The sequence below is a fragment of the Brasilonema octagenarum UFV-OR1 genome (assembly GCF_963888615.1).
Taxonomy (GTDB): Bacteria; Cyanobacteriota; Cyanobacteriia; order Cyanobacteriales; family Nostocaceae; genus Brasilonema; species Brasilonema sennae.
The window spans coordinates 1-17,294 of sequence record NZ_CAWPKW010000301.1; the positions used below are offsets into that span (position 1 = coordinate 1).

Genomic DNA, 17,294 nt, shown 5'->3' on the forward strand with positions numbered 1-17,294 from the left:
CGTTTTAACGGACTTGGGTTATTAGCCTTGAACTTGAGTTCAAGGCATACTATCGGTGAGGTGCAAGATCTCAGGTAAGTTATTTCAACGAAAGACCCACTGCTATAATGCGAAAGCGTTATAGCAGTGGGTGAAAACGAAATAGTTAAGATAATGTTCTTGAGTGTTAATGGATAAGCAGTTTACTACGCTTAGTTGTCAAAACAACCGCACTGAGTGACAAAATTGCAAGCACACTTGCTCCTTCAGGTACGGTAGCAACTCGAACAACTTTAGCATCAAGCTGTACTATTCCACCCAACCCACCTGCTAAGCTAGGGTTGCGAAGTATATCAGCAAATTCTGGAGAAAACAGCAATTTAACATTACTTAGGGTTAAGTCTTTGCCATCAAAAGCCAATTTTTCTGGAGTGCTCAAATCAAACAAAACTGTATTTAGAGACACTGTATCTTTTAGAAAAAGACCGCTGGTATTGTTGGTGGCACGTGTCGGGTCGTAACCAACTGAAAAGTTACCAACAGTAACTTGGTTATTGAAGGTAACAGTACCAGTGTGTTCGATTGTACCTAAAAGTGGAGTCAAACCATTCGCGTCGCTGAACGTGAAGTTTGTGGCTGGGGTAATGTTGAAGCCAACCAAAAAATTACTATTAATTGGTTGCACTGTATTATCCGTGCCTGTCAAGTTTAGCCCGATACTGCTGAGATAACTCAGGTCATGATAGACGCTAGTGACTCCAGACTGCACCTGATAAGTTGCAGCCTCTGCCCGTACGGGTGCAATTGATACAAAAGCGGCTATTGTGCCCGCAAGAATTGCTGGAACCTGGGAAAAACGCATAGAGACTCCTCTGCTAACTGTATAAGGTGGAACAGCGTATATTCACTTATAATTTATGTAACACAAAACAGAAAAAAAAACAGTAATTTATATTATTCTCTGGTTATTTTTATTACTCTTTTTCTTTTTTTTGTTGAACTGCTGTTTGTTCTGTCTACTTTTTCAGCTTTTCCTACTTTTCCTGAACTTTAGAAATAAAAAACCGCTTGACCAGCTAGCTTAGGGTTAATGCATTCAGAGTTCGTGGTGGATGATGTGGCTTCGTTAACTCATGAGCAAAACAAAGCGATACGGACAACAAGTCAGCAAGCGGGCTTATCGCAGCTCGTTGTTTAGAGTTAGTGATTGAGGCAGAGACTTATGAGTACACTACCATGTATTCAGAGTTTACAGAGACAATAACTTTAATAATTCTGCCGCTATTTGGGTTAAGGGTTGTTTGCTGTTGGTACATTAGAAAAACAGACTTCAGAAGATGCCCATATGAGCCAGACTACGACTAACCAGGTACGCTGGACAACTGCTGATTTAGAGCTGTTCCCAGATAACGGCAAGCGCTATGAAATTGTAGACGGAGAGTTATTTGTGACACATGCACCACATTGGGAACATCAACAAGCTGCTGACAATATTTGTACAGAGTTGAAACTGTGGTCTCGCCAATCTGGTTTGGGAAAAGCTGTCACGGCAGCTGGTATTATTTTCACTGATGCTGATAACGTCATTCCTGATGTGGTGTGGATTAGCAATGAACGGCTAGCATTGGTGATAGATGATGCAGGACACCTCACCGCTGCACCAGAGTTAGTGGTTGAGGTACTTTCTCCTGGCGACAACAACGAACGACGCGATAAACAAGTGAAGCTGAAGCTTTACGCTACTCAAGGCGTCCAAGAATACTGGATTGTTGATTGGCAGTTGCAGCAAATTCAAGTGCATCGACGGCAGCAAGCTACACTGGTGTTGGTAGCAACGTTAGTTATCAATGACGAACTAAGTTCACCACTCTTAAGCGGGTTCACTTGTCCGATTGCCCGGATATTTAGTTAAACAAAAGCATTAATCATCCATTAAGGCTTCGCTTAACACATCGCGGTGGATCAACGCTCTATCCACCAAAGACTGGATTTTTTCAGAAGATAATGGATCGCCATTGGCGTAATGTTCCATCCATGTTGTGCTAATGAAATTAGGATCATCTGGCAAATTAGCCAAATCCCAACCAGGCATATCCAAATCTTCCATCAATCGATTTACCTTGGGGTCATAACTCAGAGCAAAGCAGCGACATCCTTCACTTGCTGCCATAATTAAGCTATGTAGGCGCATTCCAATTGCCATTTCCACGCCGCGAAACACTCCTTTTAAAAGTTCCGGTTCTTCCAAGCACAAAATTTTGCTGACATCTTTAAGTTGCGGTTGAATGGCTTGGGCGATCTCTAAATCTTCACTCTTTTGAAATGGCAACAATAATATAAAGGTTTGTGTGGCTTTTTGAAAATCAACCAGTGCACGAGTTAGGTTAGCAAGGCGTGTTTGGGTTAACTGGGGGTGAGTTCGCAAAGTTACCGCCACTCTGGGGGCGGGTAAATCCCAAAGTCCAGGAACTGGTTTGCTTTGTAGCGCCCAAACTGGATCAGGAGCTAAGATAAAAGGAATTTGCCAATCAGTGAGTAATGCAGCAGAAGCGCGATCGCGCACACTCACTTTTGTACAACCACCAAAATTTTGCTGTGCTAACCAACGCGTGACAGAACGCCTCAAAGGACCAATTCCTTGTCCCCAAGCAATGGTTTTTAAGCCCATTTTTTGAGCTAATGTCATGATTAGCCCATAATAAAATGGACTCACGGCACTGGTTGTATCTTGAATTAAGCTACCACCACCCCAAATAAAGGCATCACAGGAGCGCAAAGCTTGTAGTACGGTGAAAGGTGCCATGCGATCGCACGCTTCCACACCATAGCGACTGTTAGTTTCTTCTGGATTGCCAGAGAGAACCACAGGTGTGACTGATGGTGGTAGCATCTGTAAAAGCGTTGCTAACAAAGCTTCGTCGCCACCATTTCCTTTACCGTAATATCCAGACAGTAGTACCCGCATTTTTCTTCTGATTTTTAATTTATGACTTTTGACTCTTGACTTTTTGACTTTTATGAACGCTCTTTCGATTCCGACTTGGATTATTCACGTATCTAGTGTTATTGAGTGGATTGCCGCTATTTGGTTAATTTGGAAATACGGTGAAGTCACTGGTAACCGTACTTGGTGGGGATTGTCTTTTGCTATGTTACCTGCTCTGGTCAGCGCCATGTGTGCTTGCACTTGGCACTATTTTGATAACCCAGAATCTCTAGAATGGTTGGTAACACTGCAAGCTAGTATGACTTTATTGGGTAATTATACCCTTGGGGCTGCTGCAGTGTGGATTTGGCGTTCCACTAAGTCTGCCGAAACTGCAAATAATCCCATCTCCACCAAAACTATAGAATCAAAGCAATGATTTCAAAAGAAACCCTGTTTGCCCTTTCCCTGTTTCCCTACTTGGGTTTCTTGTGGTTTCTCAGCCGCAGTCCGCAAATGCCCCGTTTGGCACTGTATGGTTTCTACGGTACTCTTGTCTTTGTCGCCGTCACCATTCCAGCGGGGATTTATGCTCAAGTGCATTATGGAAAGTCTTTGGCAAATGTTGATTGGCTACATGGAGGTGCAGAATTTTTCTTGACACTTGCTAATATTTTGGTTGTGCTGGGTTTTCGCCAAGCTATTATTCAGAAGCAGCAGGCTAACCCCTCTACTTCTCCCAAGCAAGATTTGTCATCTTCCACTCTTTCTCAGGAGTGAAATTGCCAAATCATCATTTTCATGAAACCTGAAAAGAACTGTAAGCGAAATTTTTTCAAAACCTGGAAAAATCATTCATGTCATTGCAAATATCTTTAGCAATTAAGTTTTTGTGCCGTTTTCTGTTGTGTATATCAGGCTGTGCAGTATTTTTAACTTTTGATAGTCTTTTTAGTTCATCTTCTAGTTTTGCTGCTGAAAAATTTGTGATCCGGTATGGATTTTTTGAGCAGTCACTTCCTGTGGAAGATTTACGTAAGTATGCCGAAACTCAGCAGGTTTCTTCCGAACTCAAATCTTTCCTGAATTACTTGGATCCTAAACAGCAACAGATGTTACAACAGGCTCTTCAGGTAAAAATGTCTCTTGATATTGTGGCTGTGGATAAGCTACTAGACACACAACTTGGTAAAAGACTTTTAGCTGTGGTTTCCAAGGGCATTGCACGTCGTGATCAAGCTGGAATACAGGCATTAAGAGCTGCTGTTATCCTGGGAACAAATTCAAAAGAAGGTCTTGGAATCATCAGCTTTCTAGAAGCCTATCCCAGTGACAAACTAGTCGTGGATGTGCCTGCAGCATTAGAAATTATGAAGAAATCCAATTTTTCTTCAAATTCACCTAATGTACCACCAAAAGATAATCTCAGTTCTACACCTATATGGCAAATCGAAACCCAGTATCAGATACTAGCAAGCCAAGGTAAGCAATTCTCAGGTTGCTTATTTGGAGATTCTGTTTCTGCTGAACTCGGGAATTCTCTTGGTGAGGGGACTTTTAATTTTGCCTTAAATGGATTGAGTGCAATTTCGTTAGTTGAACAACTGAAACTTTTAGCTCCTGCTAATGTGAAGTGCCAAAAAACTATAATTGCTATTGGTGGAAATGATGCTTGGTATGGACTTAGCAATGAGTTATTTACCGAAAAACTCAAAGAAGCTATTTCCTTAGTCAGAGCAATGGGAACTAAAGAAATTTTTCTGATTCCTGCTTTCTACTCAACAGTTGCTGCGAGTATTGATCCGAGTGTCTCAGCCCCATTGGCTAAAGTGGAAGAAATAAATACTGTGATGAATCAAGTTGCAACAACAGAAAATGTGCCAGTTGAATCATCCGGTGTACAACCTTTATATGAAAATAATGTTTTAAAAGACAATTTAACGAGTGATGGCGACCATCTCAATGCTGAAGGTATAAAGATTTATCGAAAAGCGTTATTAGATATATTAGGGACTGGTTCGCCGAAGAAAAATTGACTTGGGGAAATCACGCATTCAATCGTTACACCATCTTTTGCCAGACGTACTTAGGGATGTAAATAGACATCGCACAATTTTCAAGCAGCGGGGTAGTTGGTTGTACACAACTTGTACATTAACTAATTATTTGTCAATTTAACAAAATATTGTCACATAACGTGCAAATAACTGAAATCCTGCTGTAATCAAGGTTATGGCAGGTTTTTGATTATTAGACTTCTCACAACCTCTGTTAATCCCGATTAACAAATTAAATGTCTAATAGCCGAATTTTAACAATTTAACTGTCACTTTACAGGGACAAGAAAAATTACCGAGTTTTGGAAAACTTAACAGATTAAATGTCACTCTGCATAGTCTGCGTAGTTATAATATACATATGTGTTTCAATTAAACAAATATGTATATGCAGGAAGCTCCTTCTTCTAAAACACCTGCAAACTCAAATAGCACTCTCACCGAAGCAAATGTCATTGTGTCGGAACTTTCGGATGAGGCGAAGTTGAAAATGGAGGTGATTCAAAGTTTGCTCTCAGCAGGCGATCGCACTACATACGCTGAACGGCTCAAGGAAGCAGCAGAAAAACTTGGCAAATCAGTACGCACAGTTAGGCGTCTAATTGATAAGTGGGAGCAAGAAGGTTTAGTTGGGCTAGTTCAAGGTCAACGAGCTGACAAAGGAAAGCACCGAGTCGATGAAAACTGGCAAGAGTTTATTTTGAAGACCTATAAGGAGGGTAATAAAGGCAGTAAAAGAATGACTCGCCAACAGGTAGCCGTTAGAGTTAAGGCGAGAGCAGATGAACTAGGGGTGAAGCCTCCTTCCCACATGACGGTCTACCGTGTTTTGAAACCCTTAATTGATAAGGAGGAGAAAGCTAAAAGTATTCGCTCTCCCGGTTGGCGTGGTTCGCGGCTATCAGTGAAAACCCGTGATGGGAAAGATTTACAAGTAGAACATAGTAACCAAGTTTGGCAATGCGACCACACCCTAGTTGATGTTTTATTAGTAGACAGCTCAGGCAAAATTCTTAGTCGTCCTTGGTTAACAACGGTTATTGATAGTTATTCGCGCTGCATTATGGGGATTAACTTGGGCTACGATGCACCAAGTTCGACTGTTGTGGCTTTAGCGCTGCGTCATGCAATTTTGCCCAAGCAATATAGTTCAGAATATGCACTTAATGAAGAATGGGGTACTTCTGGTTTGCCGCAACATTTTTATACGGATGGGGGTACCGTTTTGGGAAAATGTCGGGGGAAGATTTTAAGCGGACGGTGGATATTTGGGAGAAGCAAATTTTAAAGTTACCAGTTGCTTCCAATCTTTCGAGTAAGACGATGTTGAAGACTTTGGGAGAAGCGACGGGTGGCTATATCGGTTTGATGGATATGATTTTGCGAGAGTCTGCGATTCGGGCTTTGAAAAACGGACTACAAAAGATTGACTTAGAAACTTTGAAGGAAGTTGCTACTGAATATAAGTGATGGAAGCGGAAGATATTAAACCCTGGTTGTTTCAAGTTGAACCATTGGAAGGGGAAAGTTTGAGTCATTTTTTGGGACGCTTTCGACGGGCAAATGAATTAACGCCTACTGGGTTAGGTAAAGCTGCGGGACTTGGGGGAGCGATCGCACGTTGGGAAAAGTTTCGCTTTAATCCTCCTCCTTCTCGTCAGCAGTTGGAGGCGTTAGCTACTGTGGTGGGGGTTGATGCCGATAGGTTAGAGCAGATGTTGCCACCTGCTGGAGTGGGGATGAAAATAGAGCCAATTCGGTTGTGTGCGGCTTGTTATGCCCAGTCACCTTGTCATAAAATTAAGTGGCAGTTTAAGGTGACGCAGGGATGCGCGAGCCACAATTTAAGCTTGCTGTCTGAGTGTCCTAACTGCGGGGCAAGGTTTAAGGTTCCGGCGTTGTGGATGGATGGATGGTGTCACCGGTGTTTTCTGAACTTTGTTGAGATGGTTGGATATCAAAAGCTCGTTTGAGAACCCATTCTATGCTGGTACAGCTTTTGCCCTTTCTTTAAAGCTTTGAAAGTCTATTACTCTTGAATTTTGAGCCGCTTCCCAAATGTCCTTAACAATATCGATCAATGGTGGTATTACCAGTAAAACATACTGACCTATTCCCTTATTTTTTTTGCTGGCAACTTTTAAAGCTGTAGGCATATTAGCGCCAAAGTCAGACCAGTCTTGCTCTATCCAAAAGACTTCATCTTCGACAACAACTAACTGTTTATTTCTCAACCTGTTGTCGTATTCACTTTGGTCTAAAAATTCGATTATTTTTCTGACTGTCTGCAAAGAGACATCTTCTTGTCTTAAATTTCGGATAGCACGAATTTCTAAAAGCTGCTCCCAACTAAAAACCACAGTAGGTCTTCCGCTGTTCGTTCCATATCTGTAAGGAATAATTAGACCTACTTTTTCTAGATAAGCAAGTCGGCTAGATGTGCAGCCTGTCAACTGCATTGTCTCTTTTCTTGTGAAACCCATCATCTGGCTCATAGCAGCTTGCCTTCCCCTTGCTTTCTAGAATTTAGTTTTTAACCTCCATAGGTTTTAGCTAGTCTCATATTGTACCAAATTCTTGAAATTATCTAAAACTTAATATTTCTTAACTACCTTTTTGACAACTATATTCTACAAAATAGCCATTTTTGTAGAACACAGTGTTAGTATTGAGTCGTATTTCTAGAAAGGAGGTTTTTTTAATGGACGACAAACTGTATAAACCTGGTGATAAAACTCCTACCAGTGGACAGTACGAAGTAACTGGTCCGCGTGGTGGTAGTAAGGGGCATGAGATTACCTCCACGCAAGGTAATCCACTACCCCCTACTCCAGAAGCTAACCAGCGGTACAGACTAGTTGATCCAACTAAACACAAGAACCAGTAAGCTCTACGGGCTGTCCTGATTCACTGCTAAAGGCTCATCAGTTAGCGGCTGGTGAGCCTTTAGTCTACTTTAGCTAATCAGAACTCTCCTTTAAATGCTTTATCAAGTATGGAAGGTAGCAGTGAATCAAGTTCTTTCATAGCTTCTTCTCTCAGTCGTTTTATTGTGTCTACCTTGGCTTGAAGTTCATCAAGGTAGGCGACGATGCGGCGTTGTTCCGGGATAGGTGGGACTGGAATTTTGAAATTTAAAAGCTTTGGCGTTTCTAGTTTACGTGTATCATGTGTAGACTTTTCTACTAGTTCCAGAAGTAAGTCATTTAGGGAGATCCAAATAAAAAAATACCCAACCTTCAATAACTAGTTGGTGTACGAGTTGGCGCGTGGAGGTCGTCAAGCGCCCGAAGGGCGTAGGACTTGCGTTGGGTATTTTTTTTCTTGTAAGTGCCTTAACCCTCAAAGAACACAGCATAAGTATAAAGAGGATTACCAAAGTAACGATAAGTGTCAACGTTATCATCCCGTAGCGGTTGTGTCTCCCACCCCGCGTCCTCTAACTTTGGCTCAACATACTTACGACAGGTATTAGCTTCATTGCTCATAGTTATTTACTTCGCTGCAAGATTTTCGCTCCTTAACCGCCAACTGCTGATAAATTACGTCCAACCATACAGGAATCACAGATTTACCTTCATCTAGAGATGTGATCGCCTTTTCTCGGTCAAACTCCATAAGTAAAAGCGTTCGTTTTTTCCCATCCCATAGCAACATAAAACGCCTTCCCTTACCTGAATTAAACAAATCCGGCTCTTGGTCTTTCAGCTTTTTAAGGGTTTCACTGGCTAGTTCAAAACTTAACCCCGTAGACAGTAAATATGCCATTGCTGCCAGTTCAACTATATTAGCTTTTGAGTAATAAATACTACGCCCTGTTCCCGTCTCACTGATAACGGGAACAACGACACCCTTTTCACGCCAGTACTGGAGTTGACGCAAGGTGCAGCCTGTGATTTCAGCCGCCTGTTTACTCGTAAAAAACGTTTCTTGCATGAAATCATTGTAGACACAGCGGCGAATCAAACATTTATGTTATTAGTGTACATATATGTTAGTAAGCGTATGAGCCAGATTACTATTCAGTGTCGTTTAGTAGCAAGCGAATCTACCCGCCAACAGCTATGGAAGCTAATGGCAGAGAAAAACACGCCACTGATTAACGAACTGTTGCTCAATGTGCCTCAACATCAAGACTTTGAGACTTGGCGACAAAAGGGTAAACACCCGACTGGTATTGTCAAAGAATTGTGCCAACCTTTGAAAACTGACCCTCGTTTTATCAGTCAACCAGCACGGTTTTATGCAAGTGCGATTGCCACAGTGAATTACATCTACTTTTCTTGGTTGGCACTGATGAAGCGGTTACAGTACAAACTAGAAGGCAAAACTCGCTGGCTAGAAATGCTTAGAAGTGATGAACAATTGGTAGAAGCCAGTGGTGTTACTTTAGACAGCCTTCGTATAAAAGCTAATGAAATCTTGGCTCAATTGAGTCCACAGTCTGCTCTAGTGGAAGCTAAGGAGAAAAAAGGTAATACAGTCAAAAAGACCAGAAAATCTCAAAATTCAGACAACAATCGCAGTTTATCTGCAACTTTATTTCAGGCTTACCGCGATACAGAAGACATTTTAACTCGTTGCGCTATTAGTTATTTGCTCAAAAATGGCTGTAAAGTCAGTGATAAAGAAGAAGACCCGGAAAAATTTGCTCAACGTCACCGCAAGATTGAAATTCAGATTGAACGCCTCCGAGAACAGCTAGAAGCTCGAATTCCCAAAGGTCGAGATTTAACTGATACCAAATGGTTAGACACTCTATTCGTCGCTACTCATCAAGTTCCTAACAATCAAGCACAATTCATATCTTGGCAAGACAGTCTTTTAAGGCAATCAAGTTCTGTGCCATTTCCAATTGCTTACGAAACCAACGAAGATATGACTTGGTTTAAAAACCACCAAGGACGCATCTGTGTAAAATTCAATGGATTGAGCGAGCATACATTTGAGGTTTATTGCGACCAACGTTATCTGCACTGGTTTCAACGCTTTCTAGAAGACCAACAGATTAAGCATGAAAGTAAAAACCAACACTCTAGTAGCTTATTCACCCTCCGTAGCGGACGCATTACTTGGTTCCAAGAGGAAGGTAAACGTGTTCGCGGTAGCGCGGCGGCAGCCGTACCTTGGAACATTCACCGCTTGAGTCTCTACTGTTGTGTAGATACCCGTCTGTGGACAGATGAAGGAACAGGACTGGTTAGACAAGAAAAAGCAGAAGAAATTGCCAAAACCATTACTAAAACAAAGGAAAAAGGCGACCTAAATGAGAAACAGCTAGCCCATATTAAACGCAAAAACTCCACCTTAGCAAGAATCAGCAATCCGTTTCCGCGTCCAAGTAAACCTTTACACAAAGGTCAATCCCACGTTCTTGTGGGTGTAAGCCTCGGTTTAGAAAAACCTGCAACAGTAGCGGTAGTGGATGCCACAACAGGTAAAGTCCTTATCTACCGCAGTATTAAACAGCTATTAGGCAACAATTACAAACTTTTAAACCGACAACAAAAGCAAAAGCACTCCTTATCCCACAAACGCCAAATCGCCCAAACGCTTGCTGCACCGAATCAATTTGGAGAATCAGAGTTAGGACAGTATGTAGACAGATTACTGGCGTCTGAAATTGTGGCGATCGCCCAAACTTACTCTGCGGGAAGTATCGTTCTCCCCAAGTTGAGCGATATGCGGGAGCAAGTTCAGAGTGAGATTCAAGCCAAAGCCGAACAAAAATCAGACTTAATAGAAGTTCAACAAAAGTATGCCAAAGAGTACCGAGTTAGCGTCCATCAGTGGAGCTACGGCAGATTGATTTCTAGCGTTCAAAGTCAAGCAGCTAAAGCTGGAATTGTCATAGAGTCTGCAATACAGCCGATTCGAGGTAGTCCACACCAGAAAGCGAAAGAATTAGTGATCGCAGCTTACCATTCCCGTCAAAAAACCTGATTGACAAAATACCGAACCTTGAAAATAAAATAAGAGTTAGTAATAGCGCCGCAGTTCATGCTTGTTACAAGCCTCTGTACTGTGTAAATGTGGGTTAGTTTGACTGTTGTCAAACAGTTTTGCTTTCTGACCCTGGTAGCTGCCCACCTTGAAGCTGCTATCCCTTGTGGATAGGAATCAGGTGCGCCCCCAGTAATAGAGGTGCGGGTTTACCGCAGTGGTGAGTCCACTTGCCGGGGAGATTTTCTTTCCGGCAAAGTGGCGAACCCGAAGGGTGGCTACTGAATCACCTCCGAGCAAGGAGGAACCCACCTTAATTATTTTTTTGGCGAATCGAAGCGGAGTCAATTTCCCTGGGGTTGCTGCCAAATCTTCAAATCTGTTTGTTGGCAAGGTTTCTAGGTTGTTATCTGTCACTTGATTTACTTTTTTAAGTTTCAAGTAGCGAGTGATTTTGGTTGGTTTGCCAAAAGTGCTTCTAGAAGTCTTGATAAATAAAGGGTTTTAGGCGCGGGGTTTCAACGCCCCTCGACGCTTGAGGCGGGTTGAAAGTTGCATGATTTTGTTAGTGAAGATTTTCAAAAGCAGATGTTTCAACGCCCCTCGACGCTTGAGGCGGGTTGAAAGTCTTTGAGAGAAAGAAAATGAGAATCGCCCATCCCTGTTTCAACGCCCCTCGACGCTTGAGGCGGGTTGAAAGCATCCGGACATTCCCTCTCCTCTGAATAAGAGGGAAGTTTCAACGCCCCTCGACGCTTGAGGCGGGTTGAAAGGACAAATGGTCTATTTTGGAACGTCAGCCCACCTTGAGGTTTCAACGCCCCTCGACGCTTGAGGCGGGTTGAAAGTCAAGAAATTTGGCACGAAATTTACCGTCGATTCTTTGTTTCAACGCCCCTCCTAGTAGTCCACCAAACTAATTTTGCAGGGTGATACCGATTATTGATAAGCTACTTCCACGGTTTAGAAGGTGGTATAATCGTGAAAAAATACATAGTGGACTTAAATGAGACTGAGATTTCCCAACTGCGATCGCTAACTAAAACAGGTAAGCATAAGGCACGAAGCATCACCCGCGCGAACATTCTTCTAATGGCGAGTGAGGGTTATTCAGATAACGTGATCGCTTCTACCCTACGAATTAATGTTTCAACTGTCGAGCGCACGCGTGAAAAATTTGTGCTTGGGGGATTGGAGTATACACTTCAAGACCGCCCTCATCCCCCGAAGCCTCGTAAACTTGACGGTAAGCAAGAAGCCTTTCTTGTTGCTACAGCCTGTTCGACTGCACCTGAAGGACGAACGCGTTGGACAATGCAGCTTTTAGCAGACCAACTCATAAGCCTTGGTGTTGTCGATTCTATTTCTGACGAAACAGTGCGTCAAACTCTAAAAAAAACGAAATCAAACCGTGGTTGAGAGAGCAATGGTGTATTCCAGAAGTGAATGCAGAGTATGTTTTGCGGATGGAAGATGTATTAGATTTATACAACGAGCCTTATGACCCCAAGCGCCCAGTAATTTGTTTTGATGAGACCCCATATCAACTTGTAGAGGAGATTAGACAACCATTACCTCCCGAACCCGACCAGCCCGAGCGTTATGATTACGAGTATAAGCGTAACGGTAGTGTTAATATATTTGCGTATTTCCAACCTTTGGCAGGATGGCGGCATATTGAAGTTACGCAACGGCGTACAAAAGTAGATTTCGCAAAGCAAATGAAGGATTTAGTTGATGTTTACTGCCCAAAAGCTGATGTTATTCGCTTGGTAGTCGATAACCTTAATATTCACAATCCTGCCGCCTTGTATGAAGTTTTTGAGCCACAAGAAGCACGCCGGATTGTTCAAAAACTGGAATTCCACTATACGCCAAAACACGCAAGGAGCGTTAAATCAAGTAGAGATTGAATTATCCGTTTTGTCCCGTCAATGCTTAGAGCGACGAATTCCACAAGCACAAATGTTAAAATCTTAAATTCTCGCTTGGGAAAAACAACGTAATCAAGAACGGGCAAGTGTAAACTGGCGCTTTCAAACTACAGATGCACGGAACAAACTTGAGCGGTTATATCCTTCAGTTTAACCCTGCAAAGTTTCCTTGGTGGACTACTAGCTTGAGGCGGGTTGAAAGCTATGCTTTTGAAGCTGGCAAACGTTGCACACCTGAGTTTCAACGCCCCTCCTAGCAAGAGGTGGGTTGAAAGTCCATTCAAAGAAAAGAGGAAATCACGCTCACAAACCGTTTCAACGCCTCTCCTAGCTTGAGGCAGGTTGAAAGAGAAGCTGTCTTGATTCTGTTGTTTAAACGCGCATGGTTACAACAAACCTTCCGCATAGGGGCAGGTTAAAAGAGCATTACTATGTTCCGCAAGCTAGGCTCAAAATTCCAATATATTCTTTAAATATAGGTGGGTTGAAAGAGGTCACGAGTTCAATCTTCTTCGTTGAAAGTAGAATTAGAGAATGAACTCAGCAATGTTGACATTTAATTCGTTAAAACTAGTAATTATTTGTCGATTAAGCGTGGAAGTCTGGTAAAGTGACAATTATTCTGTTAACACTGACACTAACTTGTTAAAAGTGACATCAATCTGTTAACAGTGACAAATAATTAGTTGATGTACACAACTGCTGCCGAAGGATGTGATTTTATAGAAAGCCCGTGACGAGGATTGAACTCGTGACCTCACCCTTACCAAGGGTGTGCTCTACCACTGAGCCACACGGGCAACGTTTAGTTTTGAGAAATGAGTATTGACTACTCACAGATTCGTTAGCTTTTCGCAGACTCAATACTCAACACATAATATTGAGATTTGAGATGGGCCGAGCTAGATTCGAACTAGCGTAGGCGTTAGCCAGCGGATTTACAGTCCGCCTCCTTTAGCCACTCGGACATCGACCCATGTTGTCCACGACTTCTTATGTTATCACAATACTTTTAAATTGCAAGCTCTTTTTGAAAAAAAAGTCATAGGGCACAGTTAAGCCATCCCATACCCTACAACCTGTGCCCTAGCTTACGAGTTCACCTGTTTCTTGCAGTGAGTGCAAGCGGCGGTAAATTCCTTTGTGGCGCAAGAGTTCGTCGTGGTTACCTATTTCTACAATCCTGCCCTTATCCAGAACCACAATTTTATCTGCTTCCCGTACTGTACTCAGACGGTGGGCAATGATGATTGTAGTACGGGTTCCCAGAATTGAGCGCATTGCTAGTTGAATAGAACGCTCTGACTCGTAGTCTAAGCTGGAAGTCGCTTCGTCAAAAATCAGCACGTCTGGTTCCATAACTAATGCCCTAGCAATTCCTAAGCGCTGTCTTTGTCCACCAGACAACCTCACACCCCTCTCACCGACTACTGTGTAATAGCCTTCAGGTAGGTGCTGTATGACTTCATCTAGTCTGGAGATTCTACAGGCTTCTTGAACCTGCTTAAAACTAGCATCAGGCTTCCCGTATCTCAGGTTATCCAGCAAGGTTCCGTTGAAAACATCGACTTCTTGGTGAACTATAGCCAGTCTTCGTCTATAGCTTCCGACATCAAGGCTGCGAATATCTTGACCGTCAATCAGAATTTGACCTTGTTGAGGTTCAAAGTACTGCAAAAGCAGCTTCACTAAGGTAGACTTACCAGAACCAGAACGACCGACTAACGCTACTGTTTGATATGGCTCTATCAAAAGATTGATATCTTCCAAAACTGGACGTTCAGATTGATATCCAAAACTGACGTGTGAAAACTCGACTTTCCCTGTAAATTGGTAAGGATTATTTGCAATGTTTCGCTCTTCTAAAAGTCCAACTCCATCGACTCTGATTGGGACTTTGAGGAACTCGTGAAACCGCATCATTGAAGGATAGCGACGGGCAAAAACCTCCGCTAGGACGCTGATAGGTTCCAACTCGGCATAAGCCATGCTGGAAAGAGTTAAAGTCATGACAAAGTGACCTAGGGAAATTTGACCTTTTACTGTCTCCACCAACGTCAAACCTAGCACTGTAAAAACACAAAACTGAATCATAGTTTTTTGCCAGGTATTGAGCTTGACATAACCTTTGTGGATACGAGTTTCAATCACCCTCAGTTCACGAATCAAGCGTCGTTTTTGCCGTTGTAGTTCTTTTGCTTCAGTAGCAAATGCTTTGACTGTTTTGATATTGGAGATGATTTCGGAAGTCCGACTTTCGGTATCTTCCATGTATTTATCCAGGCGGTTTTCGCGCCAAATCAATTGCTGCAATTTTCTTAAGGTAAAGCTTAGGATAATGACAAAGGAAATGAGATAGAGAACCGCAACTCGCCAGTCAACAAACCAGATGAACACAAAAATTCCCAATACGCGGAACAGTTTGGGAATCAACTGTCCAGAAATCTCAGGATAACTCCAGGTGTGGTTGGTGACACCTCTTGCGACTCGTCCGGCAATGCGTCCGGGGTTGTTTTCATCATAAAATTCTAGTGGTAGAGTAAGAATTTTCTCAATCGCTTTTTGGTTCTGATCACGACGTGCTCTTAAGGCTATATCCCAGTGAAACCAAGTCGTTAGCCAAGGCTGAGTCGGCGCTTTCAACACGGTGACAAGAAAAATTAAACTCAGCAATACACCCAACTCTAGAGGTTTATTGACTGGGTTATTGGTTAGCTTTGAGATTGTGGCAATCACTCCTTCAAGTGGTTTATCTAATGGTTGATTAGACAAAACGTTTAAAATTTGCCCAATCCCATAAGGAACAACCAAATCAATAACCTCGTAAATGCTGGTTGCTGCGATACTGAAAATACTTAGCGACCAGTAGGGACGGAAATAGTTGAGAATATCTCGAAAATTTGCCATGACGCACCTGCCCTTGGAGCGCTAGTCTATAACTCCTGAAAGCTTATACTACAATTATACTACATTGCAGTCAATAGTTAAGAATGGTAAATCATCCTTTAGAAGGAGTTGAGTTGCGAGGAGTTATTGATTTCAATACCATTTCACGATCGGACCTGATACAAATGATTCATCTCTAATTCTTTCCTCCTGCTCTCTGTTAAGAGTTAAGCGTTCCCTATTCCCTGTTAAGCGTTCCCTGTTAAGCGTATTTCTTCATCGGTGACTATTGGGCGAAAAATTCCAAGTGATAGCGATAAAGTGCAACTGGTTGAGAAAGAGCGGCAAAGTAATTTGGATCTTGAGGCGACAAATAAATAGCAGTGACTTGATCTGCCTCTATGGTAGGATTTAACTGGTTCAGTTTGCGATATGCAGTCGTAGATTCCACAGTATTGAAATAAGGACGCCCACCACCTTTAAACAGTTGTTGAAATAATTCTGTTGTGATGAATTTACCATCTGGCGTTGTTTCTGTAGCACGTGCTGTAACAATAGAAACAAGCTGACGCTCACCACGTAAAAACGTAATCTGACGATTAGGAGAATTTGGATCGACTTTGACTGATAACACGCTGTTACCTAAATATGAGCGTGCCAAATTCAAGCCATTAAAAGCTCTATCTGCCACGACTTCTGATTTGCTAGTTGTTCGGGGGATGATTTTCAATCCAGAATGAGGCGTTGTTTCCCGAACAAATCGCACTTCAAAACTGACAGGTTTGTTGAGATATTCACGATTACCCTCAAATCCTGGTGTGACGATATCAGGAGCTAACGGTGCGACTAAATCTATCAGCGTACTTTTCACCTGCCAAGAACCCATCATCCAGTTAGGATAAACCAAATCTCCCACAGCAGGTCGCACGGAAGTTAATTTTTCCCATTCGGGAAAATGTGCCAAACGTTCAGATAACTCTCCGGCTTGAGCCTCAGCTTGAAATACCAGGAATACAAAAATCAAGCAAAAACTCCAAATTACATTCATAACATACATCATGAGAAAATTTTGCCAATATATCAACTTTCAATAGAGTCATAACTTATTCAATTAAAAATTTAATTGCTATTTATTCATAAAAGTTAACTCAAATATCGAAAAATTCAAGATTTCACTCCATTTCTTTGTTATTATAAAATCGGAATAACAATTCTATTTGAGTTGTCAAACTGTTCATGATAGTCGTAATTTGTCAATAGTCATTTTTGACTGCAATGGACTATTGAAACTCGATCTTTTTGCAGGTATATCTCTTTTAAGTTTTTTCATAAAAGCAAGTATAAAACAGGAAGTATCAAAGAGTGTAAATTGATTTCATCTTGTAGTGCAGACCGGACAGCCGGCTACTGCTACAAGTATGGAGTAAGATGCTCCAAGGCACGTTATGTTCCCCCGCTTCCCCCCAAAAGCTGCCGCCATTACTCGTCTTTTTTCAAAACTAGGATGCTCCCTATCAAACATAGTGGCTAAAAAAATATCAGGGTGGTTTGTTTGTATAATTTGACTCT

At 42.1% G+C, this 17,294-nt stretch carries 17 protein-coding genes, 2 tRNA genes, 1 pseudogene and 1 CRISPR repeat array; of the genes and pseudogenes, 10 read left to right on the plus strand and 10 right to left on the minus strand.

Going from position 1 to position 17,294, the window contains the following annotated elements; genetic code table 11:
• Positions 1 to 166 precede the first annotated feature (166 nt).
• On the minus strand, positions 167 to 841 hold the full coding sequence (locus tag AC5590_RS26185) for a hypothetical protein (RefSeq protein ID WP_169266278.1): 675 nt from the start codon (positions 839 to 841) through the stop codon (positions 167 to 169).
• Positions 842 to 1,324: 483 nt separating this feature from the next.
• On the opposite strand from AC5590_RS26185, the gene AC5590_RS26190 reads away from it, so the two are divergent.
• Complete coding sequence (locus AC5590_RS26190; protein WP_169266279.1) at positions 1,325 to 1,891, plus strand: Uma2 family endonuclease; 567 nt, start codon at positions 1,325 to 1,327, stop codon at positions 1,889 to 1,891.
• Positions 1,892 to 1,900: 9 nt separating this feature from the next.
• Here AC5590_RS26190 and csaB read toward each other — a convergent pair whose 3' ends face one another.
• Positions 1,901 to 2,944: a polysaccharide pyruvyl transferase CsaB gene (gene csaB, locus AC5590_RS26195; protein WP_169266280.1), complete on the minus strand. Its 1,044-nt coding sequence runs from the start codon at positions 2,942 to 2,944 to the stop codon at positions 1,901 to 1,903.
• A 52-nt stretch (positions 2,945 to 2,996) separates the two neighbouring features.
• On the opposite strand from csaB, the gene AC5590_RS26200 reads away from it, so the two are divergent.
• From AC5590_RS26200 to AC5590_RS26225, 6 genes are all read left to right on the plus strand, one after another.
• A complete protein-coding gene (locus AC5590_RS26200) occupies positions 2,997 to 3,344 on the plus strand; it encodes a DUF2499 domain-containing protein (RefSeq protein WP_169266281.1) in 348 nt (115 codons plus the stop codon).
• Entirely contained in the window at positions 3,341 to 3,685 is a 345-nt protein-coding gene (locus tag AC5590_RS26205; RefSeq protein ID WP_169266282.1) for a DUF3593 domain-containing protein, read from the plus strand. The genes AC5590_RS26200 and AC5590_RS26205 overlap by 4 nt, the downstream gene beginning before the upstream one ends.
• A gap of 77 nt (positions 3,686 to 3,762) precedes the next feature.
• The gene (locus tag AC5590_RS26210; RefSeq protein ID WP_169266283.1) at positions 3,763 to 4,941 is read left to right on the plus strand and encodes an SGNH/GDSL hydrolase family protein; all 1,179 of its coding nucleotides are present in this window, start codon (positions 3,763 to 3,765) and stop codon (positions 4,939 to 4,941) included.
• A gap of 409 nt (positions 4,942 to 5,350) precedes the next feature.
• Positions 5,351 to 6,250 carry a TnsB C-terminal domain-containing protein gene (locus tag AC5590_RS26215; protein WP_246163043.1) on the plus strand — a complete coding sequence of 300 codons (900 nt, stop codon included), beginning with the start codon at positions 5,351 to 5,353 and terminating at the stop codon, positions 6,248 to 6,250.
• 35 nt (positions 6,251 to 6,285) lie between these two features.
• Positions 6,286 to 6,432, plus strand: coding sequence for a hypothetical protein (locus AC5590_RS26220; protein WP_246163044.1), 147 nt, complete (start codon positions 6,286 to 6,288; stop codon positions 6,430 to 6,432).
• On the plus strand, positions 6,432 to 6,935 hold the full coding sequence (locus AC5590_RS26225; protein WP_169266284.1) for a TniQ family protein: 504 nt from the start codon (positions 6,432 to 6,434) through the stop codon (positions 6,933 to 6,935). Before AC5590_RS26220 ends, AC5590_RS26225 begins: the two co-directional genes overlap by 1 nt.
• A gap of 9 nt (positions 6,936 to 6,944) precedes the next feature.
• Here the strand turns inward: AC5590_RS26225 and AC5590_RS26230 are convergent, their stop codons facing one another.
• Positions 6,945 to 7,457 (minus strand): MerR family transcriptional regulator, encoded by a 513-nt coding sequence (locus AC5590_RS26230; protein WP_169266285.1) that lies wholly within the window; start codon positions 7,455 to 7,457, stop codon positions 6,945 to 6,947.
• A 206-nt stretch (positions 7,458 to 7,663) separates the two neighbouring features.
• Between AC5590_RS26230 and AC5590_RS26235 the strand changes: the two genes are divergently transcribed.
• Positions 7,664 to 7,849, plus strand: coding sequence for a hypothetical protein (locus tag AC5590_RS26235; RefSeq protein ID WP_169266286.1), 186 nt, complete (start codon positions 7,664 to 7,666; stop codon positions 7,847 to 7,849).
• A gap of 77 nt (positions 7,850 to 7,926) precedes the next feature.
• Here the strand turns inward: AC5590_RS26235 and AC5590_RS26240 are convergent, their stop codons facing one another.
• From AC5590_RS26240 to AC5590_RS26250, 3 genes are all read right to left on the minus strand, one after another.
• Positions 7,927 to 8,205 (minus strand): restriction endonuclease subunit S, encoded by a 279-nt coding sequence (locus AC5590_RS26240; RefSeq protein ID WP_169266287.1) that lies wholly within the window; start codon positions 8,203 to 8,205, stop codon positions 7,927 to 7,929.
• A gap of 92 nt (positions 8,206 to 8,297) precedes the next feature.
• Positions 8,298 to 8,450, minus strand: coding sequence for a hypothetical protein (locus tag AC5590_RS26245; RefSeq protein ID WP_169266277.1), 153 nt, complete (start codon positions 8,448 to 8,450; stop codon positions 8,298 to 8,300).
• On the minus strand, positions 8,440 to 8,898 hold the full coding sequence (locus tag AC5590_RS26250) for a MerR family transcriptional regulator (protein ID WP_169266288.1): 459 nt from the start codon (positions 8,896 to 8,898) through the stop codon (positions 8,440 to 8,442). Before AC5590_RS26250 ends, AC5590_RS26245 begins: the two co-directional genes overlap by 11 nt.
• 69 nt (positions 8,899 to 8,967) lie before the next feature.
• On the opposite strand from AC5590_RS26250, the gene cas12k reads away from it, so the two are divergent.
• Together cas12k and AC5590_RS26260 are read left to right on the plus strand one after the other, a co-directional pair.
• Complete coding sequence (gene cas12k, locus AC5590_RS26255) at positions 8,968 to 10,905, plus strand: type V CRISPR-associated protein Cas12k (RefSeq protein ID WP_169266289.1); 1,938 nt, start codon at positions 8,968 to 8,970, stop codon at positions 10,903 to 10,905.
• 515 nt (positions 10,906 to 11,420) lie between these two features.
• Positions 11,421 to 11,753: a CRISPR direct-repeat array (repeat unit 37 nt; unit sequence GTTTCAACGCCCCTCGACGCTTGAGGCGGGTTGAAAG).
• A gap of 130 nt (positions 11,754 to 11,883) precedes the next feature.
• A pseudogene (locus AC5590_RS26260) lies at positions 11,884 to 12,993 on the plus strand (IS630 family transposase).
• Between the two features lie 574 nt (positions 12,994 to 13,567).
• On the opposite strand, the gene AC5590_RS26265 reads toward AC5590_RS26260, so the two are convergent.
• The 4 genes from AC5590_RS26265 to AC5590_RS26280 all read right to left on the minus strand — a co-directional run bounded on the left by AC5590_RS26265 (position 13,568) and on the right by AC5590_RS26280 (position 16,773).
• Positions 13,568 to 13,639 (minus strand) — tRNA-Thr (locus AC5590_RS26265).
• Positions 13,640 to 13,732: 93 nt separating this feature from the next.
• A tRNA-Tyr gene (locus AC5590_RS26270) sits at positions 13,733 to 13,815 on the minus strand.
• A 110-nt stretch (positions 13,816 to 13,925) separates the two neighbouring features.
• Entirely contained in the window at positions 13,926 to 15,746 is a 1,821-nt protein-coding gene (locus AC5590_RS26275) for an ABC transporter ATP-binding protein (RefSeq protein WP_169266290.1), read from the minus strand.
• A gap of 265 nt (positions 15,747 to 16,011) precedes the next feature.
• Positions 16,012 to 16,773: a DUF6816 family protein gene (locus tag AC5590_RS26280; protein WP_171975452.1), complete on the minus strand. Its 762-nt coding sequence runs from the start codon at positions 16,771 to 16,773 to the stop codon at positions 16,012 to 16,014.
• Positions 16,774 to 17,294: the final 521 nt, after the last annotated feature.